Origin of the sequence: Elizabethkingia bruuniana (assembly GCF_002024805.1) — a bacterium.
In the GTDB taxonomy this organism is placed as follows: Bacteria; Bacteroidota; Bacteroidia; order Flavobacteriales; family Weeksellaceae; genus Elizabethkingia; species Elizabethkingia bruuniana.
The window spans coordinates 3,590,298-3,604,653 of the sequence record NZ_CP014337.1 but is presented as its reverse complement, the minus strand read 5'-3'; the positions used below and the strand labels follow the sequence as shown (position 1 = coordinate 3,604,653).

The following is a 14,356-nucleotide window of genomic DNA, read 5'->3' as shown; positions in this document are numbered from 1 at the left end:
AATAAACTAAAAAACACAACAAGAAGAAAAAAGAAGGATGGAGTTATATTATTCGTTTTCTGCACTCATAGTGCTGGCATCTATTTTTGCCTATATCAATTACCGATTTCTGAAACTTCCAAGTACAATTGGGATTATGGTTATTGCCATTGTTGTTTCTACATTTCTGGTAATATTCGGAGAGAGTGTACTGCCTAAAACATTTGTGAGGCTAAACCGCCTGATGGATAGTATTGATTTTACAGAGGTACTGATGGGTGCAATGCTTAACTTTTTATTATTTGCCGGAGGAATCCATATTAATATCAATGACCTCAAAGAACAGTTTCGACCTGTTTTTATATTTTCAACAGTAGGTGTGGTGATCTCCACCTTTGTGGTAGGTTTTGGAGTTTATTATATCTTTCCGCTTGTAGGGGTACATATTCCTTTCCTGTATTGCCTTGTATTTGGGGCCTTGATTTCACCAACTGATCCTGTGGCGGTACTCAGTATTCTGAAACAGGCAAAAGTGTCTAAATCGCTCGAAACAAAGGTTGCCGGAGAATCGTTATTTAATGATGGTATGGCTGTCGTTGTTTTTACAGTGGTACTGCAGTTGGCGGTGGGTAAAGAAGTGGATCTTGGAATAGAGAATATCTCTCTTTTATTACTGCATGAAGCCGGCGGCGGATTGTTACTCGGCGTTTTGTTAGGTTGGGTTACTTCCCGACTGATGAGAGAAGTAGACGATTACATTATATCGGTACTGGTTACACTGTCTGTAGTAATGGGAGGTTATCTTATTGCACGGCAATTACATATTTCAGGGCCATTAACGATGGTTGCTGCAGGTTTGTTCATGGGGAATTTCAATGTTAATTTCAAGATGAAATCTGTTACCCAGGATTACCTTATTAAATTCTGGGAGCTGATAGATGAAATTCTGAATGCCGTTTTGTTCCTTTTTATAGGTTTTGAACTTTTAATGATAAAGGATCTTCAGAACTTTGTAATCCCTGGAATTATAGCCATTGCCGTAGTATTGTTAGCCAGAGTTATTTCTATATGGGGGCCAACACAGTTTATGTCTTTCAGAAGCCGATTCAGTCCGCAAACGATTAAGGTTTTGATATGGGGTGGAATTCGGGGTGGAGTCTCCATTGCCTTGGCGATGTCTATTCCAAAGAACGAATACAGTACAGCTATTCTTAGTATTACTTACTTTGTTGTGGTATTTTCTATTATAGTTCAAGGACTTACTATTGGTAAGGTAGCCAATCCTAAGAAGATTGCAAACGAAGAGATGGAGCAGGAACATATTTCAGAATAATAGCATATGAAAGGAAAAGCGGATCATATAGGACAACAGATAGAAGAGGCTCTTCAAATGCTTTCTACACCAGAAAGAGCTGTTCAGATGCCGCGGTATTTCAAAACCGGTAAAGGAGAGTATGGAGAAGGAGATATATTCTATGGTGTTTCTGTTCCGGATCAGCGAAGTGTAGCGAAAGAATTTTATAAAGAGATTTCACTGGAAGAGCTTTCGGAGGTGTTGAAATCTGAGGTACACGAGATGCGTTTAACAGCAATCCTTATTCTGGTTGCCAAATATGAAAAGGCAAAAAGCACTACAGAAAAAAGAAAGTTGGCAGATTTTTATCTCGATCATCTTAAATATGTGAACAACTGGGATATTGTAGACTCTTCTGCACATAAAATATTGGGCGATTATGCTTTTCACAATAGCGAGGAGGAAATATTATACAGGCTTTCCTCGGATGAGAATATGTGGAAGAAGAGAGTAGCAGTTGTGGGTTCGTTCTGGTTTATAAAGAATAAACATTACGAGCTTACACAGAAGCTAATACTCAATAATCTGAAACATCCGCATGATTTGATGCATAAAGCTAATGGTTGGATGCTTCGGGAAATAGGGAAGAAGGATGAAAGTGTAATGTTGAATTTCCTCAACAAGCACTATAAAGAAATGCCGAGAACAAGCCTTCGCTATGCTATTGAAAGATTGGATGAAGATCTGAGGCAGGATTATCTTAAGGGGAATATTTAGAGTCTTCGGGCCATTTCCATTTTATAGGCCATAAGACTTGCAATGTTATTGGCTTTGTATATCGCTAAATCTGCATTTTTTCCGGAGAAATTCTCTTCTACTGTTTCTGTCCACAGCTTTATCCAATGCTCAAAATGTTCCTTCTCGATGGCTTTTATTTCATTAACCGGAAAATGCATGCGCATAGGGTTGCCTTTATAGGTCATCTGTCCAAAAAGAATCGATTCCCAGAAGTCATACATTTTAGGCAAATGTTTGTTCCAGTCAACTTTAGCTATATCATTGAAGAATAAGCCTATCTTATTGTCTGTCTGAATTTTATGGTAAAATTTGTTTACCAATAACTCTATATCTTCTCGGGTTTCCAGGTCATTCATTCCCACTATTTTTATCAAAGGTACAATGAGAAGCAATGCTTTACAAAATTTTAAAGACTGATTAATTACATATCCTTAATTTTGTAGCTTATTATGGATCTAAAATATTACGCAGAACAGGCTAAACTAAAACAGAAAGAACATAAAAAGTTTCTGGATTCCCTTAAAAAGAAACCCCCTAAAAATCTGGATTATGTTGTACAGGAAACTCACGATGAGGTTTTCGAGGAAATTGATTGCCTGCAATGTGCCAATTGCTGTAAAACAACGGGACCATTATTTACTGAAAAAGATATAGAGCGCGTTGCAAAACATCTTCGTATGAAACCGTCTGACTTTGAAGATAGATTTCTAAAAGTAGATGAAGATCGGGATAAGGTTTTACAGGCTTTGCCTTGTTTTTTTCTGATGGATGATAATAAGTGTTCCATTTATGAGGTAAGACCTAAAGCTTGTCGTGAATATCCCCATACAGACCGAAAAAAAATTTACCAGATTAATAATCTTACATTAAAGAACACGATTATTTGCCCTGCAGCTTATACCTTCGTAGAGAAAATTAGAAGAAATTTGGAAAAAAAGTAAACGTATTCCCAATGAGTATTAAATAATGTCAAAGTGCGTTAAAGTTATATAATGTGAACAATTTCAAATAGATAATGATCGTTTTAAAACTGAACACTAAAATTTAATTTTTAAAAACGAAACATTATGAAAAGGTTATTTTTCTCAGCCATTTTACTGGCTTTAGGTACAGGTGCTACATTTGCTCAGTCAACAACTCAGGACACTACTAAGAAAACTACTACAACGACAACAGAAGTAGCAACAACACCTTCTACAAGTACAACAACTACAGCTCCGGCTAAAACATCGACAGAGGTGAGTACAACAACTAGTGTAAATACAGATGACAAGAAGCAGCCGGAAACAAATGATCCGAAAGCGACTCACGAGAAAAAGAAGAAAAAAGAAAAGAAAATTGAGTAATTCAAATCTTCGCTATTTAGTTTTTCTTCAAAATAAAAAGGATGGTTCAAAACCATCCTTTTTACTTCTTCATATTTTACTTTTTGTTTCTATACAACACCTTGTGCAAGCATAGCTTCTGCTACTTTCACAAATCCGGCAATGTTAGCTCCTTTTACATAGTTTACGTAACCATCTTCATCTTTACCGTAGTCTCTACAAGCTTTGTGGATACCAATCATAATTTCTTTCAGACGAGCATCTACTTCCTCAGAAGACCAGTTAAGACGTAGAGAGTTTTGCGTCATTTCAAGACCAGAAGTTGCAACACCACCAGCATTAGATGCTTTACCAGGAGAGAACAATACTTTGTTGTCCAGGAAGTAGTTAATAGCATCTAAAGTAGAAGGCATGTTAGCAGCTTCAGTTACACAAATACATCCATTAGCTACAAGGTTTTGAGCATCTTCTAAATCTAATTCATTCTGAGTTGCAGAAGGAATAGCAACATCACATTTTACCTCCCAAGGTCTCTTACCAGCAACAAATGTTGCAGAAGGGTATTTCTTAGCATAATCCTCAGCTCTGTTATTTCCTGAAGCACGAAGTTCTAATAGATAATCAATCTTGTCTCCAGAGATTCCTTCCGGATCGTAGATGTATCCATCCGGGCCAGAAAGCGTAATAGCTTTACCCCCCAGCTGATCGATTTTTTTAATTACACCCCATGCTACGTTTCCGAATCCGGAAACTGCAAAAGTTTTACCGCTGATGCTTTCACCGATAGTTTTTAGCATCTGCTCGCAGAAGTATACTACACCGTATCCTGTAGCTTCAGGACGGATAAGTGAACCTCCATATGCAAGTCCTTTTCCGGTAAGTACACCGGTAAATTCGTTTCTTATTTTTTTATACTGACCAAATAGGTAGCCAATTTCTCTTGCACCAACACCGATATCTCCAGCAGGAACGTCAGTATCTGGTCCGATGTGTTTGCAAAGCTCTGTCATGAAAGCCTGGCAGAAACGCATAATTTCATTGTCAGATTTTCCGCTTGGATCGAAATCTGCACCACCTTTTCCTCCACCCATTGGTAGAGTTGTTAAGCTGTTTTTGAATACTTGTTCAAAAGCTAAGAACTTTAGTACACTTAGGTTAACTGTAGGATGGAAACGTAATCCTCCTTTATATGGTCCGATTGCAGAATTCATCTGAATTCTGAAACCTCTGTTTACCTGAATTTCTCCTTTATCATCAAACCATGGAACACGGAAAATAATCACTCTCTCTGGTTCAGCCATTCTTTCCAATAGCTTGAATCCTTTGTATTGATCTTTTGAAAGAATAAACGGAATCACCGTTACAGCTACTTCGCGTACGGCTTGAATAAACTCTGGTTCATTAGGGTTTTTGGCTTCAATATAAGCCATAAAGCGGTCAATTTCCTGTTGTACTTCTGCACTAAATTGTTCCATTAGAATTTGATTTTTGTCCGAACAAAGTTAAAATTTTTCCCATATCTACCAAGGAATATTTTGAATTTCAGTAAAATTTAAAAAAAATACGGGTTTGTTTTAAAAATTTTACAATTTACTTTTGTTTGTTAGAAAGTTTCATTCTTTATTCATTAAATAATATAATATTAAGAAATTGTTAATTCTCAGCTTGGGTAATATTGTCTCCCGGAAGAGGCTTTAATGTGCCCCAAAAGTTCCAGATCTAATATTATGGGTAAAATTTTATAAACAGGAAGAGATACTTTTTCGGCAATTTCATCCGGGTTTATATTAGGAGAATCTGCTATTGCAGATAGGATCAGTTTTTGCTCCGATGTAAGGTTCACAGGGATCTCTTTTTCATGAAATAGAGGGAGCTGTTCCACAGGTTTGGCAACAAGGCCCAGATAGTCAATCGTATCAGGGATGGAAACAATAATTCTTGCTTTATTTTGCGAAATCAAAAGATTGCATCCCTGGCTGTATTTATCCTCAATCGACCCCGGAAGAGCAAGGACTTCACGGTTATATATATTGGCATAATTAGCCGTGCTTACAGAACCTCCACCATAAGCCGTTTCTGTTATGATTGTTACGGGCGATATTCCGGCAATAATTCTGTTTCTTTGGATAAAACTTTCTCTTATCGGTGGTTGTGATGAATTGAATTCAGTAAAAAGGCAGCCATTATGCTCCAGAATTTTATCAGCTAATTTTCTGTTCTTATCAGGATACAGCATATGAAAACCATGTGCTAATACTGCGACAGTGGGAATGTGATTTGTTAAAGATTCTTCATGCGTACAAGTGTCTGTGCCTATTGCGAGTCCACTTACTGTTTGGATATTATTATCTTTTAGAGAATACAAAAATTCGGTAATAAACTCTTTACCATACTTCGAACTTTTTCTTGTACCTACTATGCTAATATTTGTTCTAAGGTGATCAAATTTTCCTTTCTGATAGAGTATTGCTGGTGCATCATCGCATTGATATAATAATTCCGGGAAATGTCCCTGATGAGAAAGTAAAATCTGAATGTTATTCTTATAGCAGAACTCTAGTTCTCTTTCTGCAAATTGTAAATGAGAATTTTTCCCTATATCTTCTGCTATTTTGTTCCCAATACCATATAATTTAATCAGCTCATGTTTGTGCAGGTTCCATGCATTTTGAGCAGAGCCTGTTGTGCTGACTATTTTCTTGAAGTATAAATCGCCGATCTGCGGGCAATGTCTTAGCGCTATGGAATAAAGATGCTCTTCGGAAAACATTTAAAATGTATTTCCTTAAAAATAAGAAAATTATTAATTATTTTTTTCTTATTTCATCTAAAAAATCCCAAATATCTTCTTTTTTTCTGTAAGGAAGTTCTCTGAAGTCTTCCGGGTTTTCCTGAATATATTTCTGCCAAAGGATATCGTCTTTCTCGTTATAATACTCAGGATATTCCCAAATGAATTTTCTTCTTTTCTCCCCTTTATCTTTATAAATAAAGGCCATAATAATGCCGATAACAGCTCCTGATAAATGGGATTGCCAGGATATCCGGCTTGGCTCATTTAGAGTGAAGAGAAGCTCTTCAGGAATCATTCCCCAGATCATACTGCCATAATAAAGAGCTACTATAAGCGATACTGTTAATAATTTTAGGTTCCATCGTATAACACCACTGGCGAAGAGGAAGAAAGCGAGTACATATATAACACCACTGGCACCAATAATACAAGAAGTATAGGTCTGGTGGTCGAATAAATTAATTGATGGTGTCATCCAAACTGCTAACCCGGAAAACAGCCAGCCATAAAGCATAACTCTATCTGCTACGGATCCGTAAAATTGGTATAGTAACGAGCTTAATACAACCAAAGGTAATGAGTTGCCGAGTATATGCTCCCAACTGCCATGTAAAAAAGGTGAAAAGAAAATGCCTTTAAGCCCTGAAGGAACTAATGGTATAATAGCACCATCACAACCTTCGATCAGTCCAAGGTTCTGTACGAGAAATCCTAACCATATTGCGGCTAAAAAAAGTAAAGGCATAATGATAGCCTTTGGGTGTATAACTCCTTTGAACATAATTAGAAGGTGCGCAAAAGTTTTGCCATACTATTTACGATTTATTTTTGGCATCTTTTGACATAAAATGAGTATTTATTCGTTTTTAAATAGTCATAGAAGTGACAAAATTTCTTTTTTTATAAAGAAGTTGTATTTTTGAACGAATTTTAAAAAGATTGGAAAAAATGAATAGGGTTTTAATAGGTACGTTGTTCTTTTTTGCAATGCTGGTTTCAGCTCAGCATGCAAAAACAAAAGCTGTTATCGATTCTATTAATCAGGCTAAATGGAAAGAAAACAGTGTAAACGTGGATAGTCTTTCTAATTTCAGCATGGTGAAAATTCCAAGAATAAAAATAGATACTATTATTATTCAGCAGCCTGTCGTTATAGCTGCACTAACAGAGCCAATTCCGGTTACGCCTTATCAGATTATGAGATCCCCAAGTCTTAGAAGATGGTATGTATATGGACAGAATAATGTTTTGTTTAATCAGGCAGCCTTCTCTAACTGGAATGCAGGTGGAAATAATAGTGTCGGAATAAATGCTAAGGTGAATTACAGCCTGATTTATAAAAAAGGAAGACATTTCCTGGACAATAATTTTCAATTAGGCTATGGATTGGTATCTTCTCAAGGGCAATCCTCCAGAAAGACAGATGACTACATCAATATCATGTCCAACTATGGTTATGACCTTAGAAAGAATTATTATCTGTCTGCTGGTATACAGTTTCTTTCTCAGTTTTCTCCGGGATATAATTATTCTACGACACCAGAGCCTGTTTATAATGACAGAATATCGAAATTTATGGCTCCGGGATACCTGAATATAGGTCTCGGTATCTCTTTTAACCCGAAAGAGAATTTTCAGGTAATATTCCGTCCGGCAACAGGAAGATTTACTTTTGTATTGGATCCCAAGCTTCAGGTAGCGGGTAATTATGGTTTGGAAAGAAATGGACAAAGTGTAAGAACGGAGTTTGGTGCATTAGCTAATATTATGTACAAAATCCAGATTATGAAGGATTTTAGCTTTACCAATCAGCTTAACCTTTTCTCCAGTTATACAAGCCACCCGGAACGTGTTGATATTGCCTATACAGGTGTAGTTAATATTAAATTCAATAAATTTATTTCTACTATTATATCTGTTGATTTGTTGTATGATCACGATCAGATACAAAAACTACAGCTAAAACAGACTTTAGGAGTAGGTATTTCTTATAATCTCGGTTTGCAGGCGGAGGACAGGCCTGATGGCAAAAAATTCATCAAACCTTTTGGAACCGGAGTAAGAGGATAATCGCCTTCAGACATTCCAAAATTCCCGATCCAGACTCCTGTATTGTATAGCTTCTGAAATGTGAGCTGTAGACAGATTATGAGAATTTTCAAGATCAGCAATCGTTCGGGCAACTTTTAATATCCTGTCGTAGGCTCTGGCAGAAAGGTTTAATTTTTCCATAGCAGTTTTCAGTAACTTCAGGGATGACTCATTGAGTTCACAGAACTGATCTATTTCTTTTGGTCCCATTTGAGCATTGCAGTTAATATTCAGGTTATTGAATCTATCGGACTGAATTTTTCGTGCCTGAATAACACGTTGGCGAATTTCAGAACTCGTTTCTCCTTTCTTTTTGTCAGAAAGCTGCTCAAAATCTACTTTGTCAACTTCTATATGTATATCGATACGATCTAGTAATGGTCCTGAAATTTTGTTCATATACCTTTGCATTTCGAAGGTTGAAGAAGTGTTGTTGGGGTCATCGGGGAAATAACCTGAAGGACTTGGATTCATGGAAGCAACTAGCATAAAACTTGCAGGGTAATTCACCGTAAACTTGGCTCTGGATATATTAACCTCACGATCTTCGAGAGGTTGTCGCATCACTTCCAACACACTGCGTTTAAATTCAGGCATTTCATCCAAAAATAATACACCATTATGAGCAAGTGAAATTTCTCCGGGCTGAGGATAGCTTCCCCCGCCTACCAGAGCGACATCTGATATTGTATGGTGAGGATTTCGGAAAGGTCTTGTCGTAATTAGTGAAGCTTCATTTTCTATTTTTCCGACAACAGAATGTATTTTTGTTGTTTCCAGAGCTTCTTTTAAATTCAGAGGAGGCAATATTCCCGGAAGCCTTTTAGCAAGCATGGTCTTTCCGCTTCCGGGTGGACCGATTAATATAATGTTATGTCCTCCTGCAGCAGCTATTTCTAAAGCTCTTTTTGCCATTTCCTGACCTTTTACTTCACTAAAATCCGAGCTAAAACTATCAGTCTTTTGCTCGAATTCTTTTTGAATGTCGAATACTGTTTTAGGTAAAGGTTTACCTTGGTCGAAGAAATCTATAACTTCCTTAATATTAGTAATACCATAGACATCCAGCTTATTTGTAATAGCAGCTTCCTGTGCATTTTGTTTAGGTAAAATAATTCCCTTGAAGCCCTCTTCGGCAGCCTGAAGAGCAATTGGAAGAATGCCTTTCAGTGGTTGTAAGCCTCCGTCCAGAGATAATTCTCCCATGATAATATATTTATCGAGATTTTCAGCCTTTATGGAATTGTTTGCAGCCAATATACCAATAGCGATTGTGAGATCATAGGCAGAACCTTCTTTGCGAAGATCAGCAGGTGCCATATTGATGGTTATTTTCTTCCCAGGGAGCTTATATCCTACATTTTTCAGAGCAGCAGAAATTCTGTGGCTGCTTTCTTTAATGGCATTGTCCGGTAAACCAACAAGATAATAGCCAACACCTTTATCGATATTGACCTCTACAGTAATACAACGGGCTGAGATACCATGTATGGCACTTCCATAAACTTTCACTAACATATATTTTCAATCATTTGTTAGTGAAAGGTATAAAAAATAAATTAATATATAGAATTGTGTTTTATATTTATGCTTATTTGATTTATGAAATTAATTTAAATTACATAGTTTAATTAATAAAGGCGGATAATCTTTTTTACTTCAGAATTACCCGCCATTTACAAACAAATGATGAAGTTGTTAAACTTATTTTCTATTTAAGTATTCGGAGTTGATGATGTCCTTACACAACGAACCATACGGCCCTCTGTTTTGGCTCCGGATCTTACTTCTGCATTACTCCAGCCCACAAACCATGCAAATCTGGAATAGCTCATATACCAATAATTAGCATTGTTAGTGTTAGCAGAAGAGGAAGACCAGTAATATGCACCACCTCCACCTAGGGCGCCCAGAAAAATCCCTCCGGGAGAATCACTTACACTTGTACCTCCTAAAAATCCGGGAGAAGTACGATATCCGTAAAAAGAAAGGAAAAGCCTTTGGGAATTTGTAGGGAAGGACGTATTTAAATTATTTCCTGCATCCAGATTATACACAGCACTAAAATTCGCACCTAAGAATAATCCATAATTTTCTTTTTTGTCATCAGGTTGTCCCAGATTACTAAATTCGGTACTGGTAGGCATACGCCACATTCCTTCAGGATAAACTTTAGAACAGGCATCAGTATTGTCAGATGAAGATCCCGTTGGTGTTGCTGCCATCCAGTTCCAGTATTCTGTATCTTTATCTGGCTGAGAATATTCATTATCCGGTCGGAAACGGTATTTATCGGCTTGAGAGGAATAGATTAAGTTTGTACGCGCCCATAATAAACCATCTAATCTCACACCGGACTCTATCAGACGTACATTGAGTGTATAACGGTTTCCTAAAGCAGGTGTAACCGGAATATTGCTATATGGGACGATACTGTTGCTAAAGCTTCGCGTGCTGTTGTCATCCATGTTAAGATCTAGCTGATTCAGTCTTATCCTTAGATTATTTGCAGGTACAGGTGTTGAGCTTACAGTATAAAAAGTTGCTGTTTTCGTAGCTCCAGCTGCACCGCCGGCTCCAGCTTTGTTGATCATATTGCCTCCTGTAACTGCGGATACATTCTGAAGATTAGAATATTGTCCGGTAAGTACATTAAGGTCTCCTGTTTTAATTATGCTGGAAAAAGAAGATCCTGTACCTGTTCCAACCTCTACGGAGGTTGTATTATTGATGGTTCCAAACATTCCTCTTGTATCCAAGTCTAATTGTATACGTGCCGTGTTGCGTTTAAGGACAATGCTCATATTGTTTTGTCCATATTGTGCATCTATAACTCCCTGATTCCATAATACGTCTTTATTGGCCAGCGAAGCTGCAGAAACAATTCCCGTAGAAGTATTTACTGATGGTGTTGAATTGTCATTAGTAGATACGATATACCATTTGTATTGTTTTCCTGCATCTACCTGGATATTTGGATTTGTTCCTGAAGTTGCATCAACATTTTTAATAAGTGTATTGCTTGCTGCATCATAAATTAACAAACGATATTTTGTACCCGTTATCATAGGAGTATTGGTTACTGCAGCCATAGTCCCTGTGTATGAAGGGGTAAGAGAGGCTGATAACCCCTGTGATTTATTAGACGTTTGGCCTTCAGCGCTGATCAGGGCATCGAAATTTTCTGTTGAAATTACTTTTTCAGGGGCAATTGAAGCTGATGAAGATTTCCCTGTATTTTTTATAGATGCTGTAGTGAGGTTCGTTATATTTTCCTCTTCTTCGATACCAGCAATATTAAAGCTTAGAAATGTTCCCTGCATTCCGGCATTTCCATCCGGGTTTTTGGTTTCCTCATCCCTTGAAGAACAGGAAATGAAGCCGAGCAACAGGGTTCCTGTAAGAATAAAAGAACTCGTTGCCTTAATTAAATTTTTGTGTATAGATGTATTCATAGTTGTGTTTTACCTGATTAATGAGCTTTTAATTACAAGTCAAAATCTTTACCGCCCAGACTTCCACCATCATTCCAGTCTTCGACTTGTGGCGTATTGGGAGAGCCTGCATCCCCAGGGTTTAAAGAGGCTGATGTTGCGGCAAAACCATGCTCCATCTCTATTAAAATGACTTCTAATACAGGTGGAGAGTATATCTTTTTGCCGGAAGCATAAATCTCAGGTAAGACTTGTTTGTTTTTCTCTTTTTTCATCACTCTGATTTTTAATGTTTTATGCTGTAAAATTAGAATGATGACAGGCTTGGCTGTTAGTGTTGTAAAAGCAGAATTCTGGAAAATTGCTTTTATTGAGGCTTTAATTTATTGTATATCAGTGTTTTGTGAAGTTTTGTTTTTTCTTTTTAATGTTCTTATAAACTCGGAAGGGGACAGTCCGACTTCTTTTTTGAAGATATAAGCAAACCGGCTTTGTGAAGAAAAACCACCTATATCTGCCAGATAACTAATTTTGTAATTCTGAAATTTGGGTTCTTTACAGAGGCAGTGGACAATGTATTTTATTTTCAAGCCATTAATATAATCGTTGAAATTTTTATTCCGGTGGGCCTTCAGGAGGTAGTGTACATACTTTGTGTTGGTATCGAGAATCGATGCAAGGTTTGAAAGAGTAAAGTTTTTTGTCATAAAATCGGTTCCGGTTTCAAATTGGTTTAGTTTTTCCAAAAGCTCAGATTCTTTAGCTTCAGAAATAAGAGTAGATGTCCGTGTAATGTTTTCGTAATTGAGATTGATAAAACTAAAGTTTTCAGGAGGCAGTATGTCTTTTTCAGATACATGCTTTATTTCTTTAGCGAGGGTAATTCCAACGTTTTCTGTATGATTTGAAGATTTTTTCTTATATATTTTTTTATCTTTTATAATAATATATAAGGTTAAAATGGCGGTTAGCAAGATAAAAAAGCTTTTCCAGTGCTCTATCTGGCTATTCTGATCGGTAACTTTCTTTTCTTCCCGCTCAATCTCCAGTTCGTTTACTTTTTGAATTTCGGTTAAGATTTTTTTGAAAAACTCTTTAAAACTTTTAGAGCTGTGATCATCCAATTGGCCAATTTTGCTTAGAATTTTCTCTTCTGAAATTCGTTTAGCGAATACCTGGTAGCCTTTCTTTTCTGCGATTTTTTCTGCAGAATCAAACCACTTTCGGGCTTCTGCTCTTTTGTTTTCCTTTGTTGCTATCATTGCTTTGCAGAGATCATAATAGGGCGTCTGATAGTGAGAGGCAATATTTATATCCTTTAAATAGAACTCTGTTTTTTCAAAATTTTTTTTAGCCTCATGGAGATTATTGTTTTTTAAATAATCATATGCAATGATATTATGTTCCAAAGCGAGATCAATCTTTTCCTGAAAAATAAAAGGCTTTGATTCAGGGAGATTTAAATATTTTTTCTTTAGCAGGCTTATGTTTTCCTGATGGTATAAAATAGCTAAATAAAACTGGTTACTATGCTCCATTCTTCGAGCTTTATACAGGTTCGTCATTATAGCAGAATCCATTCTGTCAAGAGAGTTGAAAAATGAACATGTTATTCCCCAATATTCATTGGCTTTATTAGAAAAACCGATACTTCGGTATATATCACTCAGGAAATAATTAATGACAAAACGCTCCTTCTTATGATGATTCTTCAACGCATAATAATCGGCCTGTTCATAAAATTTGATGGCTTCGGTATATCTTATCTGTTTGTAGAGGGAATCTGCCATTTGCATATATGCTAATATCTTTTCCTGATCTGTGCGTGGTGTAGAGGAGCGAGAATTAGTATCTAAATAGTAGAGCTTTCGGATGTATCCGGAGATATTGAAGCTGTCTGTTGCTTGTGCAGATGTAAGTGCAGAAAATAGCACCAGAGCGTAAAAACATTTTATCATCATTCCTTTGTTTGTGTAAAAACAAAGAAAGGAAGAAGCTTTCTCTAATGCAGTGTTATTTGCATTAAATGTTGGACAGTTTTCTGGAATATTGCGAAAAAAGGAGGACTTAATTCCAGAAAACTGATCATAATTTGACAGAATTTCTGAAAAATAAAAAAAACAGGGTGAAATTCCCTGTTGTCTGTTTAGTTATATCTTCATGTGTATTGCTGAAAAACGCATTGAAAATATAATCGGCAAAATTGAATTTCACAAAAAATAAAATTGAATGTCCAAAAAAAATAAAGCCTTTCAAGAATATTGAAAGGCTTTTTAAATAGTGTTTAAACAGTAGTTAATTTATTACTGTTAATTCTGCAATAATTGCTTTGCATTCATTCAGAACACCTTCTCTTAATGTTTCATCTCCGGGCTTTGAACCAGTAGCTTCAAATTGGAATTTATCATTCTCTGGAAAATATGACCCAGTCATTGCAAAATTTCCGGTAAAATCCTGATCTCCGGTTTTTCCTCTTTGTACACTAAATGTGATTACAAATGGTGGTTTTTGCGGGTTTACTACATAATTATAGTTAAATGTTACGGTATTCCCTGAAATAATAGCTCTTGCAATTATTTGGCGATTATCAGAGATAATTGTTCTTTCTGTGTTTGTTGTTGTTTCCATTATATTAATTTTT

At 36.4% G+C, this 14,356-nt stretch carries 14 protein-coding genes; 5 read left to right on the top strand and 9 right to left on the bottom strand.

Annotation, left to right across the window (positions count from 1 at the left end):
• Positions 1–37 precede the first annotated feature (37 nt).
• Both AYC65_RS16885 and AYC65_RS16880 read left to right on the top strand, forming a co-directional pair.
• Entirely contained in the window at positions 38–1,312 is a 1,275-nt protein-coding gene (locus AYC65_RS16885; RefSeq protein WP_034870891.1) for a cation:proton antiporter, read from the top strand.
• Between the two features lie 6 nt (positions 1,313–1,318).
• Complete coding sequence (locus tag AYC65_RS16880; RefSeq protein WP_034870892.1) at positions 1,319–2,050, top strand: DNA alkylation repair protein; 732 nt, start codon at positions 1,319–1,321, stop codon at positions 2,048–2,050.
• On the opposite strand, the gene AYC65_RS16875 is transcribed toward AYC65_RS16880, so the two are convergent.
• Positions 2,047–2,427, bottom strand: coding sequence for a group III truncated hemoglobin (locus AYC65_RS16875; protein WP_034870893.1), 381 nt, complete (start codon positions 2,425–2,427; stop codon positions 2,047–2,049). The genes AYC65_RS16880 and AYC65_RS16875 overlap by 4 nt on opposite strands.
• Before the next feature lie 93 nt (positions 2,428–2,520).
• On the opposite strand from AYC65_RS16875, the gene AYC65_RS16870 reads away from it, so the two are divergent.
• Both AYC65_RS16870 and AYC65_RS16865 read left to right on the top strand, forming a co-directional pair.
• Positions 2,521–3,012: a YkgJ family cysteine cluster protein gene (locus tag AYC65_RS16870; RefSeq protein ID WP_034870894.1), complete on the top strand. Its 492-nt coding sequence runs from the start codon at positions 2,521–2,523 to the stop codon at positions 3,010–3,012.
• A 126-nt stretch (positions 3,013–3,138) separates the two neighbouring features.
• Positions 3,139–3,417: a hypothetical protein gene (locus AYC65_RS16865; protein ID WP_034870895.1), complete on the top strand. Its 279-nt coding sequence runs from the start codon at positions 3,139–3,141 to the stop codon at positions 3,415–3,417.
• Positions 3,418–3,506: 89 nt separating this feature from the next.
• Here AYC65_RS16865 and gdhA read toward each other — a convergent pair whose 3' ends face one another.
• The 3 genes from gdhA to AYC65_RS16850 form a co-directional block, all read right to left on the bottom strand.
• The gene (gene gdhA / locus AYC65_RS16860) at positions 3,507–4,871 is read right to left on the bottom strand and encodes an NADP-specific glutamate dehydrogenase (protein WP_034870896.1); all 1,365 of its coding nucleotides are present in this window, start codon (positions 4,869–4,871) and stop codon (positions 3,507–3,509) included.
• A 185-nt stretch (positions 4,872–5,056) separates the two neighbouring features.
• Positions 5,057–6,166 carry a DNA-processing protein DprA gene (gene dprA / locus AYC65_RS16855; protein ID WP_034870897.1) on the bottom strand — a complete coding sequence of 370 codons (1,110 nt, stop codon included), beginning with the start codon at positions 6,164–6,166 and terminating at the stop codon, positions 5,057–5,059.
• A 37-nt stretch (positions 6,167–6,203) separates the two neighbouring features.
• Complete coding sequence (locus AYC65_RS16850) at positions 6,204–6,971, bottom strand: rhomboid family intramembrane serine protease (protein ID WP_034870898.1); 768 nt, start codon at positions 6,969–6,971, stop codon at positions 6,204–6,206.
• Positions 6,972–7,138: 167 nt separating this feature from the next.
• Here AYC65_RS16850 and AYC65_RS16845 point away from each other — a divergent pair, with 167 nt between their 5' ends.
• Positions 7,139–8,260: a DUF3078 domain-containing protein gene (locus tag AYC65_RS16845; RefSeq protein ID WP_034870899.1), complete on the top strand. Its 1,122-nt coding sequence runs from the start codon at positions 7,139–7,141 to the stop codon at positions 8,258–8,260.
• A gap of 6 nt (positions 8,261–8,266) precedes the next feature.
• On the opposite strand, the gene AYC65_RS16840 is transcribed toward AYC65_RS16845, so the two are convergent.
• The 5 genes from AYC65_RS16840 to AYC65_RS16820 all read right to left on the bottom strand — a co-directional run bounded on the left by AYC65_RS16840 (position 8,267) and on the right by AYC65_RS16820 (position 14,343).
• The gene (locus AYC65_RS16840) at positions 8,267–9,799 is read right to left on the bottom strand and encodes a YifB family Mg chelatase-like AAA ATPase (protein WP_034870900.1); all 1,533 of its coding nucleotides are present in this window, start codon (positions 9,797–9,799) and stop codon (positions 8,267–8,269) included.
• Between the two features lie 197 nt (positions 9,800–9,996).
• Positions 9,997–11,736: a fibrobacter succinogenes major paralogous domain-containing protein gene (locus tag AYC65_RS16835; RefSeq protein ID WP_034870901.1), complete on the bottom strand. Its 1,740-nt coding sequence runs from the start codon at positions 11,734–11,736 to the stop codon at positions 9,997–9,999.
• Positions 11,737–11,768: 32 nt separating this feature from the next.
• On the bottom strand, positions 11,769–11,990 hold the full coding sequence (locus AYC65_RS16830) for a hypothetical protein (protein ID WP_034870902.1): 222 nt from the start codon (positions 11,988–11,990) through the stop codon (positions 11,769–11,771).
• A gap of 108 nt (positions 11,991–12,098) precedes the next feature.
• Positions 12,099–13,676, bottom strand: a complete 1,578-nt coding sequence (locus AYC65_RS16825) for a helix-turn-helix domain-containing protein (RefSeq protein WP_234300371.1) — start codon at positions 13,674–13,676, stop codon at positions 12,099–12,101.
• 334 nt (positions 13,677–14,010) lie between these two features.
• A complete protein-coding gene (locus AYC65_RS16820; RefSeq protein WP_034868171.1) occupies positions 14,011–14,343 on the bottom strand; it encodes a hypothetical protein in 333 nt (110 codons plus the stop codon).
• Positions 14,344–14,356: the final 13 nt, after the last annotated feature.